The sequence below is a fragment of the Streptomyces sp. SAI-127 genome (assembly GCF_029894425.1).
Taxonomy (GTDB): Bacteria; Actinomycetota; Actinomycetes; order Streptomycetales; family Streptomycetaceae; genus Streptomyces.
Window position 1 is genome coordinate 431,476 of record NZ_JARXYJ010000001.1, and the last position, 14,946, is coordinate 446,421.

The window sequence follows — 14,946 nt, forward strand, 5'->3', positions numbered from 1 at the left end:
ACCGCTCAAGAAGCCTCCCCCTCATTCGCGCAGCAGTCGTTATCGTGGGAACGATTGACCGGTTCGGGGGAAAGGTTTCAGTCATTGTGGAGACATCTTCGGCCACCACGAATACGCCACGGACGGCATCGGTGCGCTGCGGTGAGGCGCTGCGACTGTTCCACGCACTCCAGCGGGTCGGCGAAGGCCACGGTGGCGTCGTCGAACTGCACGGAGACCCCGGGTCCGGGAAGACGCGGCTGCTGGCCCAGTTGACGGCGGCGGCCCGGGACCAGGGAGTCCGGGTGCTCGACGGCCGCTGCTACCCCGCGGAACGCGACGCGTTCAGCGTCCTCACCCGGGCCCTCGGCGACCTGGTGACACCACAGCGTCTCGATCGGCTCTCACCGGCCCACGCCGACCTGATCCGGGCCGGACTGTGCGCCCGGCGCGGCCGCGCGGACCCGCCCCAGCCGCTCCCGCTGTCCCAGGCGGTGCACACCCTGCTGGCCGGTGCCGCCGACGAGAGCGGTGGACTGCTGCTGGTGCTGGACGACTTCCACTGGGCCGACCCGAAGTCCCTGGAGTTCGCCGACCACTTGGTGCGCTGGCCGCTCAGGGCGCCCGTCCTCATCGTCATCGCCCATCGGCCACGGCAGGCCGACCCGTTGCTGCTCAGCACACTCGCCTACGGTGCCGAACAGGGCCGGGTGACCCGCGTCGGGCTCGGTCCGATCAGCCCGGAACAGGCTGCCCGGCTGCTGAACGTACGGCCCGACACCGGCTGGCTGCGATCGGCGTACACGGAAAGCCAGGGCAACATCCTGAGTCTGCTGGTGCTCGGCGAGTCCGCACCGCTCAAACCTTCTCTGACCACCGGCCTGGTCACCGGTCGGCTGGCCCCGCTCGCCGCCGAGGTGGAACTGCTGAACCCCGCCGAACGCCTGGTGGCCGAGGGCGCGGCAGTGCTGGGCGATCGTTTCACCCGCGAGGAACTGGCCGCCGTCTGCGAGTTGCCCTTCGACGAGACCTGCGGGGCCGTCACCGGGCTGATCCGGCTCGATATCCTGCGCCCGCTGCCGCACGCCACCACTCGTCTCGTCTTCCGCCAGCCGGTACTGCGCGACCTGGTGCACGAGCGGATGGACCACTGCCGGCGTCGGCGGGCCCACCGCAGGGCGCTGACCGGCCTCAGTCACCGCGCCGCCCCAGCCCCCGAGCGCGCCGTACACATCGAGTTGTCCACCAGCACGTTCACGTCGGAGGACTTGGAGACGCTGGCCCGGGCCGGTACGGAGGCGGCGCTGAGCGCCCCCGAGGACGCCATCCGCTGGCTGCTGCTCGCACTGCGTGGCCTCGCCCGGGACGACCGCTCGCCGGGCCGGCTGCTCGGTCTGATTCCGCCGCTGGCCCGAGCACTCCAGGCAGGCGACTTCCTCAACGACGACGAGGCGTTACGGCACCTGCTCAGCCGGCATGACGGGATCCGGCCTGACGAGGCGCGGCACGCGGTGATACGCGTCTGCGTCCTGGTGGAGTGCCTGCATGGTCGGTTCGCCGAGGCCGACGCACTGCTGCGCGCCGAACTCGCGCGGGCCGGCTCCGCCGCCGACACGGATCTGCTCGCCCGGCTGACGATTTTTCGGGGCATCGTGTCGTCCCTGTGCAATGACGGCGAACTGGCCGTCCTCGCCTCCGCCGCGCTCCAACTGGCCCGCTCCGCAGGGCGGGCGACGACGCTGGCCGGCGCCCTGTCCCTGCACGCCCTCGCCGAGCTGACCGCCGGCCGCACCGCGCGGTCCCTGAACGCGTACGACGCCGCGGTACGGCAGATGGACGAGCTCCCGATCGCGGACATGCGCCTGCACACGGAGTATTTCGCCCTGCTCGGCTGGTGCGCCCTGTCGCTGGGGCGGCCGCAGGAGGCGGAGTCCCGCTATGCGCGCGGTATCGCCGTCTCGGCGGGCCGCTCCCCCGACACCATGCTCCCTGTCCTGCTCAGCGGACTCGCCGACGCCCAGATGCGGCAGGGCCGGCTGAACAGCGCGCGGCGCTCGGCCGCCGACGCCGCTGACCTGGCCGGGCACCTGGGCGCGGACCGGCTGCGGGCCTACGCGATGGCCCAGGAGGCGCTCTGCATCACCTACGCGGAGCCGCCGGGCAGCAGCCGCGCCTCGGCGCGTACGGAGGAAGCGCTGCGGGCTCTGCGTTCCTGGAGCGACACCTGGCATTCCCTGTCCGTGCTGACGGTTGCCGAATCCCTCCTCCTCCAGGGCGGCCAGGAACGCTGCCTGGATCTGCTGCTCGAACTGGGCGCCCCTGACCTCGGATTACTCAGCCCGTCACTACGGACCCGCGCCTACGAGTTGCTCACGCTGGCCTGTGTCTCCAGCGGCACCCGCGCCACACTGTGGGCAGAGCGCGCCTCCCGGGTGACGGAGATCTGCGCACTGCCGCACATCCAGGCCTACGCCCTCCTCGCCCGGGGCCATGTGCTCACCCAGCAGAACCAGCCGACCGCGGCGATCAGCGCCTACCGGAAAGCCGAACGCCTCTTCGACGGCGCACAGTTGAGACTCCCGAGCCTGCGCGCGGCCGTACGGACCGCCCGGGCGGCGAGTTCCGGCGCACGGCCCGAGGAGGCGGAGGTGCTGTGGTCGGCGGCGCGGGAACTGGCCGATCACTGGCAGGTACCGCTCTTCGCCCAGCTGCCGTCCGGCCGCCCCCAGGAAGGCTCTCCTGAGCGTGACCGGCCCTCCGCAGCACCCTCGCCGACGGCTTCGGCACCCGACCTCGCGTCTCTGACCCGGCGCGAGCTGGAGGTGGCGAGGCTGGTCGGCACCGGGAGACGTACCCGTGAGGTCGCCGAAACACTGCGGGTGAGCCCGCGCACGATCGAGGTCCATCTCTCGCGCGTCTACCGGAAACTGGAGATCGGTTCTCGGGCGGAGCTGGCCAGACTGATGGCCGTACGTGTTTCTACTGATGCACGTACACAGACTTCCTGAGAGGCTGAAATCAACTCCATGGGAACAGCGCAGGACCGGTTCCCGAAATGGGCGAACCTGTAACCGGAGGACATATTACGGAAACTTTCGGCGGGCAATGCCGGCGTGCGCAACCGCCGTTTTCCAGTGACACACGATCACCGCACCATCCGCCTCGACGAACGCTCCGGCCCAGTGTCGCGCCGAGCGTTGTCGGGCCTCCCCCCACCAGGAAGGCAGCCTCATGCGATTCGAGATCCTGGGAAGCCTGCGCATCACCGACGGCCAGGACGTGTTCACGGTCACCGCTCCGAAAATGGAGTCCCTGCTCGCCGCCATGGTGGTGCGCGCCGGCGATGTCGTCTCCACAGACCAGATGTGCACCGAGATCTGGGGTGAGGAGCCCCCACGCCGTGCCGTCGCCACGGTGCACGTCTACATCTCGCAGCTGCGCAAGGTGCTCGGACGGGTGGACCGGGGCCGCAGTCCGATCGTGACCCGGTTCCCCGGCTATGTCCTGGAGCTCGGTGACGGCACCCTGGACGCTCACGAGTTCCACCGGATGGCCCGGCAGGGCCGGGCCGCGTTCCGTGCCGGGCGGTATCAGGAGGCCTCCGCGGCCTGCCACCGGGCGCTCGCGCTGTGGCGCGGCACGGTACTCGGTGAGCTGCGCGGCGGCCCCATCGTGAACGAGTTCGCGACCTGGGCCGAGGAAGCACGCCTGGAGTGCCTCGAGTTGGGCAACGAGGCGGACCTGATGCTGGGGCGGCACCGCGAGTTGGTGGGGCCGCTGTACGCGCTGGTGAACAAGCATCCGCTGATCGAGGCGTTCCACCGGCAGCTGATGCTCGCCCTGTACCGGTCCGACCGGCGGGCCGACGCCCTCCAGGCCTTTCGGCAGGTGCGTTCCCTGCTCGACCGCGAGTTGGGTATCGCACCGTGCCGTCCGTTGCACGAGCTGCACCAGCAGATCCTGACCGGCCAGGAGTCGAGAGTGCCGGCGGCGGCGTGAATCGCCGGGGCGGCGGGCCTTCCGGCGGGACGCCTGCCGACCGCCCGGGTCGGTTCGGCCGGGTCGGTCACGGTCCGGGGGCTCCGGCGAGCCGTGGGGCGCCGGGTGCTGGTCCTCCGCACCCGGCGCCCCGTCCATCCCGCGTCCTCACTCCGCCGAGACGAGCTCCAGCAGGTTCCCGGCCAGGTCGAGGGTGTGGTCGACCGTGCCGGCCACGAAGGTGAAGTCGACGAAGACCTCGGAAGCCGGCAGCACCGAGCGCATCTTCAGCACCTCCTCGGCGACCACCGTGACCGGCGTGCCGGAGGCCACGTTGACCCGCAGGATCACCCCGATCCCGTCCGGATCCCTCCCGGCGTCCTCGGCGGCATGCCGGATGGTCGCCCACCCCTCGGTGAGCTGCTTCGCCGGAAAGGCCTCCGGGGCCCACCACACCGGCATCCAGCCGTCGGCCCGCGCCCCGATCCGCCGCAGCGCCCGCGGCCCGAACGCGCCGAGATAGATGGGCGGATGCGGTCGTTGCACCGGCTTGAGGCCGACGTGGCCTGCCGGGATCGTGAACAACGGGCCCCGGTGCTCCACGGGGTCGGTCGTCCACCAGGCCACGAGCACGTCCAGCAGTTCGTCCAGCCGCGCTCCACGCCCCTCGAACGGCACCCCCGCGGCCTGGTACTCCTCGGGCGACCAGCCGCTCCCGAACCCGGCGACGAGCCGGCCGGCGCTGGCCACGTCGATTGCGGCCAGGGCGCGCGCCAGCAGGGCGGGCGGGTACCACGGCGCGTTGATGCCGCTGCTGCCCAGCCGGACCTCGCCGGTGGCCGCCGCCGCGACCGCCAGTGCCGTCAACGGGTCGGCCGCCACCCGGAATTCGTCCGGAATGAAACGGGAACCGGGCGAATAACCGACCGCCGGATCCACCGGGGTCAACAGTCGGTCGCCGACCCAGAGGCTGCTCGCGCCAAGTTTCTCCGCCTCGGCGGCGAACCGGGCGATGCCGTTCACCTCATTGGCCGCCGGACCGAATGTCGGAAGACCGAAGCCCAGACGCATATGTCCGCTCCACCCGCTCTGGAATGTCATCAGCAAGGAAAGTGCAAGAACGCACCGGAATCTCTTCCAGCGACTTTCACCTACGTTAGGGGGGCGCATAGCGGGGCTCCAGAGCGCGTTGGTCCCGCTACCACCGGCACTGGTGGTGCCGCCCATAGGAGAAACCGACTCCCCCCTGTCTGGCCGGTCGGCCCATATATTCGTTCAGGCGGCGAACCAGCCATGACAGACAGGGGATTTGATGTATCCGGAACGACTCAAATTCGGCGCGTTTCTGGCACCGTTCCATCCGCTCGGCGAGGATCCCACCCTGCAGTTCGAGCGGGATCTCGAACTGATCGAGCTGTTCGACCGGCTCAACTACGACGAATTCTGGATCGGCGAACACCACTCGCTGGGCTGGAACAGCATCGGCGTCCCCGAGTTGTTCGTGGCCGTCGCCGCCGAGCGGACGCGCCAGATCAAACTGGCCACCGGCGTGATGACACTGCCGTATCACCATCCCTTCATGGTGGCCACCCGGGCCATGCATCTCGACCATCTGACCCGGGGCCGCTTCATCCTCGGCGTCGGGGCGGGAAGCAGCCCGGTGGACGCCCATATGCTCGGCCGCGAGTGGGGGGACATGCGCCGCATGTTCGGCGAGTCCCTGGAGGCGGTCGTGGAACTGCTCCACGGCGACCAGCCGGTCACCAGGAAGACACCGTGGTTCACCCTGCAGGACGCCAAACTCCAGCTCGCGCCGTACCGGGCGGGCAAGATAGAGATCGCGGCCGCGAGCGTCGCCTCGCCCCACAGCGTGCGGCTGTCCGGTCGACTCGGCATCAGCACCGTCTCGTTCGGCGTGTCCCGGCCCGGCCACCGGCCTCCGGACATGCAGACGCAGTGGCGGTACGCCGAGGAGGCCGCCGCGGAGCACGGCAGGACGGTGGACCGCTCGAACTGGCGCATCACGCTGCCGATCCATGTCGCCGAGACCCGTGCGCAGGCCATCGACGACGTCCGCGCCGGTTACCAGAGGTGGGCCCACGAGTACTGGGGTGACCTGCGCGGCCTCGACGTGAGCATTCCCGGCGTCGAACCGGAGAACGCGATCGAGGCCGCGATCGAGGCCGGCAGCGCGATCGTGGGCTCGGTCGACGACTGCGTGGCGGGCATCCGGCGCATGCAGGAGGAGACCGGCGGTTTCGGCACCCTGCTGGTGTACCTCCAGGACTGGGCCGATCCGGAGCGGACCAGGCGCAGTTATGACCTGCTGGCACGCTATGTGGCTCCCCACTTCACCGGTTCGGCGCGCCCGCTGGCCGAGTCCGCGCGGTGGTATCAGGAGAACCGCGACCTGTTCGGCGGCAAGCTCACCCTCCCCGATCACGGAGCACGGCCGCGCGGCGCGGCCGCCGGGTGAGCGATCGTCCTCCAGCGCCGCTGCCGCACCGGGTGATGTCCGGCACCGGTGCGGCAGCGGCGCTGCGCGCGGCTCTTCCCACTGCCGGCGGGCGGTCAGGCCGCGGCGACGGCGGCCTCGCGGTGTTCCGTACGGGCGATCAGCAGCCAGGCGCCCGCCGCGGCGGCGAGATACGCGACGCCGATCGCGGCGAAGCACAGCGCCGCCCCGCGGTTCCAGTCCGAGGTGGCGCCGAGTACGACGCTCATCGCGGCGATGCCCACGAGGGTGCCGATCTGCCGGTTGGCGTTGAGCACGGATCCGGCCGCGTTCGCGTGCTCGGGGCCGGCGGCGTCCACCAGAGCGGCTGTCATCCCCGGGGAGATGATGCCCGCGCCGATGTTGGCGAGGCCCACGGCCACCGCCAGCACCCAGTAGGGCGTGGCCGAGGACACCTCGACCATGGTCAGCGAGGCGATCCCGGCGACCAGCAGGAAGACCGTCAGCAGTGCCCCGTTGGAGAAACGGGCGGAGATGCGCGAGTACACGACGTTGGCCAGCGGGAACCAGATCGTCATCGGCAGCAGTTCGAGTCCGGCCTGGAACGGGGAGGCACCGCGGGCGTGCTGGAGGTACAGGCTCAACATGAACATGCTGCCGTACAGCGCGAGGTTGAAGAGGAATCCCACCAGGTTGGCACCGGCGAAGCTCGGCCGGCCGAACAAGCTCCACGGCATTACCAGGTTGTCGGCGCGACGTTCGCGCACCAGCAGCGAAACGGCGGCGACCACCAGCACGACGTACGAGATCACCATCCCGCCGGCCCCCCAGCCGAGCCTCGGTCCCTCGATGAGGGCGAAGCTCAGGGCCGCGAGTGCCACGATCCACAGGACATGGCCGGGTACCGCCAGCTTGGTGGCCCGCGTCTCGGACGCGTCGATGAAGCGCCTGGTCAGCAGGATGCCGATGATGCCGATGGGCAGGTTCAGGACGAAGATGCTCTGCCAGCCGAACGCGCTGACCAGAAGACCGCCCACGGTCGGGCCCAGGCCCGCCGAGGTGGCCACGATCGCCGACCACAGGCCCAGCATCCGGGTGCGCTGCCGCTTCTCCGGGAACGAGAACACCAGCAGGGACAGCGAACTCGGCATGAAGAGCGCGGCCCCCACGCCCTGCAGGAGCCGCGCGACGATCAGCACGACCGCGTTCGGCGCGAGCGCGCAGCCGAGGGAGGCCACGAAGAAGACGGCCATGCCCCACAGATAGACGTTCTTGGCGCCCAGGCGGTTCGCCAGGCCGCCGGCGAGCAGCAGCAGCGAACTGAAGACCAGGACGTACCCGTCCACGATCCAGGTCAGCTCCGGCAGCGAGGCGTGCAACTGCTCCTGGATCGCCGAGCCGGCGACGTTGACGACGGTCACGTCCAGGGCGGCCATGACGAAGCCGGTGGCGAGGGCGGTCAGCCGCAGTCCGGGGGGCACCTCCCGCCGGGCCGGTGTCACCTCACCGGGCAACGGCACTGCTTGGGACTCAGCACGGGGCATCGTTCTCTCCTCCGGGAGGGCTCACTGGGGCGAAGAACGACCGCAGACCACCGAAGACCGCGGCCAGGGATCTCTCCCCGTGTCCATTGAAACCACTATGACGATGACGGTCAAATTTGATGACCGTCGTCATATGACCGCCGTCGTACGATGAAGGCGTCATACCGGAACGCAAGGAGGCCGAGTCACGTGACCGCACCGACCACCGAGCGCATCACCGATCACCTCGCCGCCGAGGACATAGCGCTCCAAGGCGTGCTGGAGGCACTGGCCGACCCGGTGCGGCGCAGCATCGTGCGCCAACTCGCCGACTCGGAGCGGAACATGGCGTGCGGGACCTTCGACATCAACGTCACACGCTCCACCAGCACCCATCACTTCAAGGTGCTGCGAAGGGCGGGAATCCTCAGGCAGCAGTACGAGGGCACGGTCAAGACGAACTCCCTGCGCCGCGCCGACCTGGAGCGCGCCTTCCCCGGGCTGCTCGACGCGATCATCGAGGCGGCCCGGCGCGAGGCGAAGCAGTGACTGAACATCCGGCGGATGCCCAGGCCGTGCCGGAGCTCACCCGGCCCGCTCGCCGTCGGTCGGGATGGGCATGTAGAGCATGAGCAACGGCTCGGACCTCTGGTGCAGCCCCATGACGACATGGTGGAAGGCGGCCCTGCGACCGGGGGCGGGACGCACCTCCACGGTCGCGATCCCCGTGTCCCAGGTCTCGTGCCGCGCCCACATCCGCTCGAAGTCCGGACTCGCCGAGCACAGCCTTCTCGCCAGGCGTTCGAAGTTCGGATCGTCGAGAAAGCGCACGGCCTGGACCCGGAACTGACCGACGAGGCGGCTCGCCACGTCCGACCAGTGGGGATAGCGGCTCCTATAGCGGCCGTCGGTGAAGAACGACCAGAGGTAGTTGGAGTCCTTGTCCTGAACACCGAGCAGCGTGCGCGCGGGGCCGTTGCTCACCAGGACGTTCCAGTACCGGTCGACCACGAAGGCCGGGGCCGGCTGCCACGCCTCGGTGGCGAGCCGGAGCCGGGACAGCTCCTCCGCGGTGACCTCCTGGCGGGCGGCCGGCGGGTTGACTCCGGCCAGCAGGTACAGGTGCGCGCGCTCGGTGCGATCCAGGCTGAGCGCCTTGCTGACCGCGTCGAGCACGTCCTCGGACACCTTGATGTCCCGGCCCTGCTCGAGCCACGTGTACCAGGAGGCGCTCACCCCGGCCAGTACGGCGACCTCCTCGCGCCGCAGCCCCGGCGTGTTCCTGCGCCCGGCCACCGTCAGCCCGACGTCCCGGGGCGAGAGCCGGGCCCTGCGTGACCTGAGAAAGTGGCGCAGAGCGGCCCGCCGCTCTCTGTCGGCGCCCTTGTTGTCCCTGGTCTCCTCCTGAGCCGGAGCGACACTGTCGACCTTCATGCAAGCCACCCTTCACACACGTAGAAGCAGTCCAGGTCACCGACAACGGCTGTCAGAAGGCCAGGATCAGACGCCCCCGGACGCCCCCGGCCTCCAGTCGCCGGTGCGCCTCGAAGGCCCTCTCGGGAGCGAGCACGTCGGCGGTGCGCAGGGTCAGCACACCCTTCTCCGCCAGCGCGGCCAGCTCCTCCAGGGCGGACCGCTTGGCAGGGTGCCCCGGAACCTGCACCGCGTGGATGGTGATGTCACGTTCCGAAGCGAGCTCGTAGGGGCGGCACTTGGCGAACCCTCCGCCGTCCTTGACCACTCCCAAGGCGTCGGCACCGATGACAGCCGCGTCGACGATCGCGTCGGCACCCTCGGGAACCGCGGCGCGATACGCCCCGGCGAGATCGGCGGTGGCGGTGGCGCGCGGCACGACCAGATCCGCACCGAGCCCGCGGACCAGGTCACGGTCCCCCACGGCGGCATCGGCGACCACCCGCAACCCACGGTGCTTGGCGAGCTGCACCACATAGCCGCCCAGCGCGCCCGCCGCTCCCGTGACGGCCAGCGTCGCCCCTGCCGGCAGGTCGAGGAGAGCGAGGGCCAGGTTCGCGGTGAGCCCGTTCATGGGCAGCCCGGCGACATCGCGGAGGTCGAGGCCCCGGGGCGCCGCGACGACCTGGTCGCGGGGCACCACGATGTACTCGGCCTGGGCTCCGCCACCGGCGTGGAAGGGGTTGACGAAGGCCATGACCGGCTCCCCGACCGCGAGGTCGACACCGTCACCGACCGCGTCGACGACTCCGGAGGCGTCCATACCGGGGGTGTACGGCGGCTGCTGTCCGGCCAGGGCGGCAGCCAGTGCCCCCGAACGCAGCAGCAGGTCGGTGGGGTTGACCCCGGCGGCGGTGACCCGGATACGGACCTGCGCCGCCCTGGGTACGGGCATCGGACGGTCGACGACCTTCAGCACTTCGGGTTCGCCGAACTCTTCTATTCCGACAGCGCGCATGAGGCGGGGTTCCTTTCGCGGATCGAACCAAGGGTTCGTGAGAGGGGGCGCACCAGGCCAGCGATCCGGTGGAGGGCGGCGGGTGGAGGGCGGCGGTCGCAGGGCCGCGGTCTCCACGGATCAGGGTCTCTGTGCGAACCGGAACGCGGCGAGAGGGGGCAGCCGCGTCACGGCCCTGCGACGGAGACCCCAACTGGGCCTGGTCAACCCGGACATGAACACGATGATTCACCGGCAGGCGGAACCGAACCAGTTCGCAGATGTCATATTGGCAGCACCAATACGCACGAGGCGCGAGCGTGGTGGTGGCGCACCCAGGGGGACGGCTACCGGCACAGACTCGCCCTCTCCGCCCGCCGGATCAGCTCCTACGATTTTTCCGTGAGCGATCAACCGCCGTGCGTTTGTGCGGCGGCTACCTTCTCATGGGGAGAGCGATGACGACTCGTGTGGATGCCTCGGTCTTCGACTCGGCGCACTTCCGCCGCGTACTCGGACATCTTCCGACCGGTGTGGTCGCCATCTCGGCGATCGACGGGGACGAGCCGGTCGGTCTGACCGTGGGTTCCTTCGCGTCGGTGTCGCTGGAGCCGCCCATGGTCGGTTTCTTCCCCAGCGTGACCTCCACGAGCTGGCCACGTATCGAACGGGCCGGGTCCTTCGTGGCCAATGTGCTGGCGGAGCATCAGGCGGAGTTGTCCACGGCCTTCGCGACCAGTGGGGGCGACAAGTTCGGCCGCCTCGACTGGCGCCCGGGAGCCACCGGCGCCCCGGTGCTCGACGGCGTCGCCGCGTGGATCGAGTGCGAGGTGGCGGATGTCGTCCCGGCCGGCGACCACCTCTTCGTCCTGGGCCGGGTGCTCGACCTGGCGGTCGCCGGGGATCCCCGTCCGCTGGTCTTCTTCCAGGGGGACTACGCCAGACTCGCCGGCCGGTGAGTCGCGGGGGTGGTCCGGCGGAGCGCCCGTGGACACGTGTGCACTCGGGATCCTCCGCACGCATGTCCACGGTTCGACCACGAGTGCGGCCTGGACGAGTACGAGGTCCGCCGCTACATCGGCTGGTACCGCCACATCACCCTGTCCATGCTCGCCCACGCCGTCCTGACCGCACTCGCAGCACAAGCCCAGGGCGGCGGAGAGGCAAAGGGGCTGCAGAAAACGGATCAGCACCCGTCCCGCTCACCGTGGCAGAGACCCGGCGACTCCTGGACGCTCCCCTGCCCCGTCCACGAGCCGACCGCGATCCCGTCATCCACGCACTGAACTGGTCGGCCTGGAGAAGACACCACCAAGCCATCGCCCGCCGCTGCCCCTACCGAGAACACAGCTCAGGGCACCAACCGCTGCCGGACTATTGGCGCCCGGACGTGGGAGGAGTCGACCACGCAGCGGGACCAGTCCAGACGTGAGCCTGCGTTCAGCTGGGCGAGCGGGACCTCGTGCAGTATTTGCCAGACGCCGGCTTCGTTGGCGCAGCCCACCACTCGCCCCACTCATAGGGACCCTTGTACCTGAGCGGCCAGCGGCCCTGCTGACACGTTCCGACATGAGGATTAGAGGGGGCCGGAGACGCTGCACCAACATCTTCGCTGCGCGAGCCTCATGGTGAAACGATCAGTTAGCCAGTGGCGTTGTCAGTGGTGGGAGGCAGGATGACGACATGACCACACCAGTTGCGCAGATCGTGGACGCCGCTGCCTACGCGCAGGCCGTCGAGGACGTCGTGGCGGCCGCGGCCGCCTACTACACGGACGGCACTTCTCCGCTCGACGACGACGCCTACGACCAGTTGGTGCGCGGCATCGCCGTGTGGGAGGCCGCACACCCCGACCAGGTGCTGCCGCACTCCCCCACCGGCAAGGTCGCCGGCGGCGCGGTCGAGGGCGATGTGCCGCACACGGTGGCGATGCTGAGCCTCGACAACGTGTTCTCGCCCGAGCAGTTCACCGCGTGGACGGCCTCGCTGGCCCGCCGGATCGGGCACGAGGTGGAACGCTTCAGCGTGGAGGCCAAGCTCGACGGTCTCGCCGTCGCGGCCCGCTACGCCCAGGGGCGCCTGACCCGGCTGATCACCCGCGGCGACGGGATCGCCGGGGAGGACGTCTCGCACGCGATCGGCACCCTCGAAGGGCTGCCGGAGAAGCTGGACCAGCCGGTCACCGTGGAGGTGCGCGGCGAAGTCCTCATGACAACGGCCCAGTTCGAGCACGCCAACGAGGTGCGCACCGCGCACGGCGGGCAGCCGTTCGCCAACCCGCGCGGCGCGTCCGCGGGCACGCTGCGGGCCAAGGAGCGGGCGTACACGGTGCCGATGACGTTCTTCGGCTACGGCCTGCTGCCCCTGCCGGACACCGACGCCGAGCTCGCCGAACGGCTGGACGGGCTCGCCCACAGCGAGCTGATGACTCTGGCCGCCCGGCTGGGAGTGCACACCGCCGCCGCCACCGCGGTGCCGACCGTCACGGCCACGACCGTGGACGAAGTCCTGGAGCGTGTGCGGGAGATCGCTGCACTCCGCGCCGCACTGCCCTTCGGGATCGACGGCATCGTCATCAAGGCCGACCTGGCCGCCGACCAGCGAGCCGCCGGTTCCGGATCGCGCGCGCCCCGCTGGGCGATCGCCTACAAGCTCCCGGCCGTGGAGAAGATCACCCGCCTGGTGGCGGTGGAGTGGAACGTGGGCCGCACCGGGATCATCGCCCCGCGCGGCGTCCTGGAGCCGGTGCAGATCGAGGGCGCCACCATCACCTACGCGACGCTGCACAACCCGGCCGACATCACCCGCCGTGACCTTCGGCTGGGCGATCACGTCATGGTCCATCGCGCCGGCGATGTCATCCCGCGCATCGAAGCGCCGGTCGCCCACCTGCGCACCGGCGACGAACAGCCCATCGTGTTCCCCGAGATGTGCCCGAGGTGCGGCTCCGCCATCGACACCAGCCAGGAGCGGTGGCGGTGCGAGCAGGGCCGTAACTGCCATCTGGTGGCCTCCCTCTCCTACGCCGCCGGCCGCGACCAGCTCGACATCGAGGGCCTGGGCGCCACCCGCGTGGTCCAGCTCGTCGAGGCCGGCCTGGTCTCGGATCTGGCCGACCTGTTCGCCCTGACCCGTGAGCAGCTTCTGGCGCTGGAGAGGATGGGCGAGACGAGCACCGACAACCTGCTCGCCGCCCTCGCCACGGCCCGGACCCGGCCGCTGTCGCGGGTGCTGTGCGCGCTCGGCGTACGCGGCACCGGCCGCTCCATGTCCCGCCGCATCGCCCGCCACTTCGCCACCATGGACAACATCCGTGCCGCCGACGCCGAGGCCCTGCAACAGGTCGAGGGCATCGGCCCGGAGAAGGCCCCCTCCATCGTCGCCGAACTCGCCGAACTCACCGAGCTCATCGACAGACTCGCCGCGGCCGGGGTGAGCATGACCGAACCAGGCGCCACTCCCCCGCCCGCGGCAGACGACAACCCGGCAGTCCCCGCCGACACCCCGGACGACCGGCCGCTCACGGGTATGACGGTCGTCGTCACCGGCTCGATGACCGGGCCCCTGGAAAACCTCAGCCGCAACCAGATGAACGAGCTCATCGAGCGGGCCGGCGGCAAGTCCTCCTCCAGCGTCTCGAAGAAGACCTCCCTCGTGGTCGCCGGTGAGGGCGCAGGCTCCAAGCGCGCCAAGGCGGAAACCCTCGGCATCCGCCTCGCCGCACCCGACGAATTCGCGCTGCTCGTCGCCGACTACCTGCCCTGATCACATCACCGCCGACCGCCTGACCGCTGCGCCCAGCGGCACGGACCAGGGCAATGGAAGTCCTCCCAGAGCGGGGAGGCCGCCGACCACGCCGGGAAGCAGAAGCCCGTTCAGCGCGAGCGCGGCCTTTCCGCCAGGTGGGTTTCGGGCGCCCGTTCGGTGATGGCCGGGTCCTGGCTGATGGTGCGGCCGGGCAGTCCGACGGCCTGCAGCAGGCCGGTGAATGGAGTACTGGGGCGTATGGTCCAACCGCCCTTGTCGGCCACAAGGATCGGCAACGGCGCGGACGGGGCGTTGAGCCGGGAGATCAGTGCGGCCAGGGGCGAGTGGGGTGGGATCAGCCACGCCACCAGTGCCCACAGGCCCAGGCCGACTCCGACACTCAGCAGTACGAGGGCATCATTCAGGTCGCCTCCCGAGGCATGGATGCGGCCGCCTCAGTTGCGTGGCCGACGGATTCGATCCCACTGGAGAACCGGTCCGGTTCCGCGATGCGGGCCATGCGGCGCGGCCACGCGACCGTGAACAGCGCTCCGATCAGGGGCCAGGATTAGTTGCCCGGTAACGGAGTCGCAGGGGGTGAGGTAGGGGGGGTGAACAGGATCAGGGCACTCGCGAAGGTCAGGGTGGTGATCACCGGTACCGGCACGGTGGTATGAGTGCGGGCGCGGCTGGCCTCGACCCGGTGGTGCATCTCCACCTGGGAGCAGGCGGTGGCGTCGAGTTCACCCAGGAGCGGGGCCAACTGCCGGGCTAGGTCCTCGTTGGCCAGGATCAGCGCGGCGATCACCAGATCGGCGGTCGGCTCTTCAAGGTCGTCCGCCAGGTGCCGCTGG

Annotated in this window: 12 protein-coding genes and 2 pseudogenes; 7 read left to right on the top strand and 7 right to left on the bottom strand. The window is 70.2% G+C overall.

Annotated features, from left to right (window positions below):
* Window positions 1–86: 86 nt before the first annotated feature.
* Both M2157_RS02160 and M2157_RS02165 read left to right on the top strand, forming a co-directional pair.
* Window positions 87–2,987, top strand: a complete 2,901-nt coding sequence (locus tag M2157_RS02160) for a helix-turn-helix transcriptional regulator (RefSeq protein ID WP_280864212.1) — start codon at window positions 87–89, stop codon at window positions 2,985–2,987.
* A gap of 223 nt (window positions 2,988–3,210) precedes the next feature.
* Window positions 3,211–3,978 (top strand): AfsR/SARP family transcriptional regulator, encoded by a 768-nt coding sequence (locus M2157_RS02165; protein WP_280860081.1) that lies wholly within the window; start codon window positions 3,211–3,213, stop codon window positions 3,976–3,978.
* A gap of 147 nt (window positions 3,979–4,125) precedes the next feature.
* Here M2157_RS02165 and M2157_RS02170 read toward each other — a convergent pair whose 3' ends face one another.
* Window positions 4,126–5,028, bottom strand: coding sequence for a TIGR03619 family F420-dependent LLM class oxidoreductase (locus M2157_RS02170; RefSeq protein ID WP_280864213.1), 903 nt, complete (start codon window positions 5,026–5,028; stop codon window positions 4,126–4,128).
* Between the two features lie 241 nt (window positions 5,029–5,269).
* Between M2157_RS02170 and M2157_RS02175 the strand changes: the two genes are divergently transcribed.
* Window positions 5,270–6,433 (top strand): LLM class flavin-dependent oxidoreductase, encoded by a 1,164-nt coding sequence (locus tag M2157_RS02175; protein WP_280860083.1) that lies wholly within the window; start codon window positions 5,270–5,272, stop codon window positions 6,431–6,433.
* 95 nt (window positions 6,434–6,528) lie between these two features.
* Here M2157_RS02175 and M2157_RS02180 read toward each other — a convergent pair whose 3' ends face one another.
* The gene (locus M2157_RS02180; RefSeq protein ID WP_280860084.1) at window positions 6,529–7,956 is read right to left on the bottom strand and encodes an MFS transporter; all 1,428 of its coding nucleotides are present in this window, start codon (window positions 7,954–7,956) and stop codon (window positions 6,529–6,531) included.
* 189 nt (window positions 7,957–8,145) lie between these two features.
* Here M2157_RS02180 and M2157_RS02185 point away from each other — a divergent pair, with 189 nt between their 5' ends.
* Window positions 8,146–8,484 carry a helix-turn-helix transcriptional regulator gene (locus M2157_RS02185; protein WP_037721374.1) on the top strand — a complete coding sequence of 113 codons (339 nt, stop codon included), beginning with the start codon at window positions 8,146–8,148 and terminating at the stop codon, window positions 8,482–8,484.
* Window positions 8,485–8,520: 36 nt separating this feature from the next.
* Here the strand turns inward: M2157_RS02185 and M2157_RS02190 are convergent, their stop codons facing one another.
* On the bottom strand, window positions 8,521–9,369 hold the full coding sequence (locus M2157_RS02190; protein WP_280860085.1) for a helix-turn-helix transcriptional regulator: 849 nt from the start codon (window positions 9,367–9,369) through the stop codon (window positions 8,521–8,523).
* A 52-nt stretch (window positions 9,370–9,421) separates the two neighbouring features.
* Window positions 9,422–10,366, bottom strand: a complete 945-nt coding sequence (locus tag M2157_RS02195) for an NADP-dependent oxidoreductase (RefSeq protein WP_280864214.1) — start codon at window positions 10,364–10,366, stop codon at window positions 9,422–9,424.
* 437 nt (window positions 10,367–10,803) lie between these two features.
* Here M2157_RS02195 and M2157_RS02200 point away from each other — a divergent pair, with 437 nt between their 5' ends.
* Together M2157_RS02200 and M2157_RS02205 are read left to right on the top strand one after the other, a co-directional pair.
* Entirely contained in the window at window positions 10,804–11,304 is a 501-nt protein-coding gene (locus M2157_RS02200; protein ID WP_280860087.1) for a flavin reductase family protein, read from the top strand.
* 78 nt (window positions 11,305–11,382) lie between these two features.
* A pseudogene (locus M2157_RS02205) lies at window positions 11,383–11,631 on the top strand (IS701 family transposase); the annotation flags it as partial.
* 95 nt (window positions 11,632–11,726) lie between these two features.
* Here the strand turns inward: M2157_RS02205 and M2157_RS02210 are convergent.
* A pseudogene (locus M2157_RS02210) lies at window positions 11,727–11,834 on the bottom strand (IS5/IS1182 family transposase); the annotation flags it as partial.
* Between the two features lie 194 nt (window positions 11,835–12,028).
* Between M2157_RS02210 and ligA the strand changes: the two are divergent.
* Entirely contained in the window at window positions 12,029–14,110 is a 2,082-nt protein-coding gene (ligA, locus tag M2157_RS02215) for an NAD-dependent DNA ligase LigA (protein WP_280864215.1), read from the top strand.
* Window positions 14,111–14,220: 110 nt separating this feature from the next.
* Here ligA and M2157_RS02220 read toward each other — a convergent pair whose 3' ends face one another.
* A complete protein-coding gene (locus tag M2157_RS02220) occupies window positions 14,221–14,460 on the bottom strand; it encodes a hypothetical protein (protein ID WP_280864216.1) in 240 nt (79 codons plus the stop codon).
* Between the two features lie 200 nt (window positions 14,461–14,660).
* A complete protein-coding gene (locus M2157_RS02225; RefSeq protein WP_280864217.1) occupies window positions 14,661–14,900 on the bottom strand; it encodes a hypothetical protein in 240 nt (79 codons plus the stop codon).
* Window positions 14,901–14,946: the final 46 nt, after the last annotated feature.

Bases quoted from the DNA above. Each gene is read 5' to 3' on its own strand.
- M2157_RS02165 (WP_280860081.1), top strand. From the start codon at position 3,211: ATGCGATTCGAGATCCTGGGAAGCCTGCGCATCACCGACGGCCAGGAC.
- M2157_RS02170 (WP_280864213.1), bottom strand. From the start codon at position 5,028: ATGCGTCTGGGCTTCGGTCTTCCGACATTCGGTCCGGCGGCCAATGAG.
- M2157_RS02175 (WP_280860083.1), top strand. From the start codon at position 5,270: ATGTATCCGGAACGACTCAAATTCGGCGCGTTTCTGGCACCGTTCCAT.
- M2157_RS02180 (WP_280860084.1), bottom strand. From the start codon at position 7,956: ATGCCCCGTGCTGAGTCCCAAGCAGTGCCGTTGCCCGGTGAGGTGACA.
- M2157_RS02190 (WP_280860085.1), bottom strand. From the start codon at position 9,369: ATGAAGGTCGACAGTGTCGCTCCGGCTCAGGAGGAGACCAGGGACAAC.
- M2157_RS02195 (WP_280864214.1), bottom strand. From the start codon at position 10,366: ATGCGCGCTGTCGGAATAGAAGAGTTCGGCGAACCCGAAGTGCTGAAG.
- M2157_RS02200 (WP_280860087.1), top strand. From the start codon at position 10,804: ATGACGACTCGTGTGGATGCCTCGGTCTTCGACTCGGCGCACTTCCGC.
- ligA (WP_280864215.1), top strand. From the start codon at position 12,029: ATGACCACACCAGTTGCGCAGATCGTGGACGCCGCTGCCTACGCGCAG.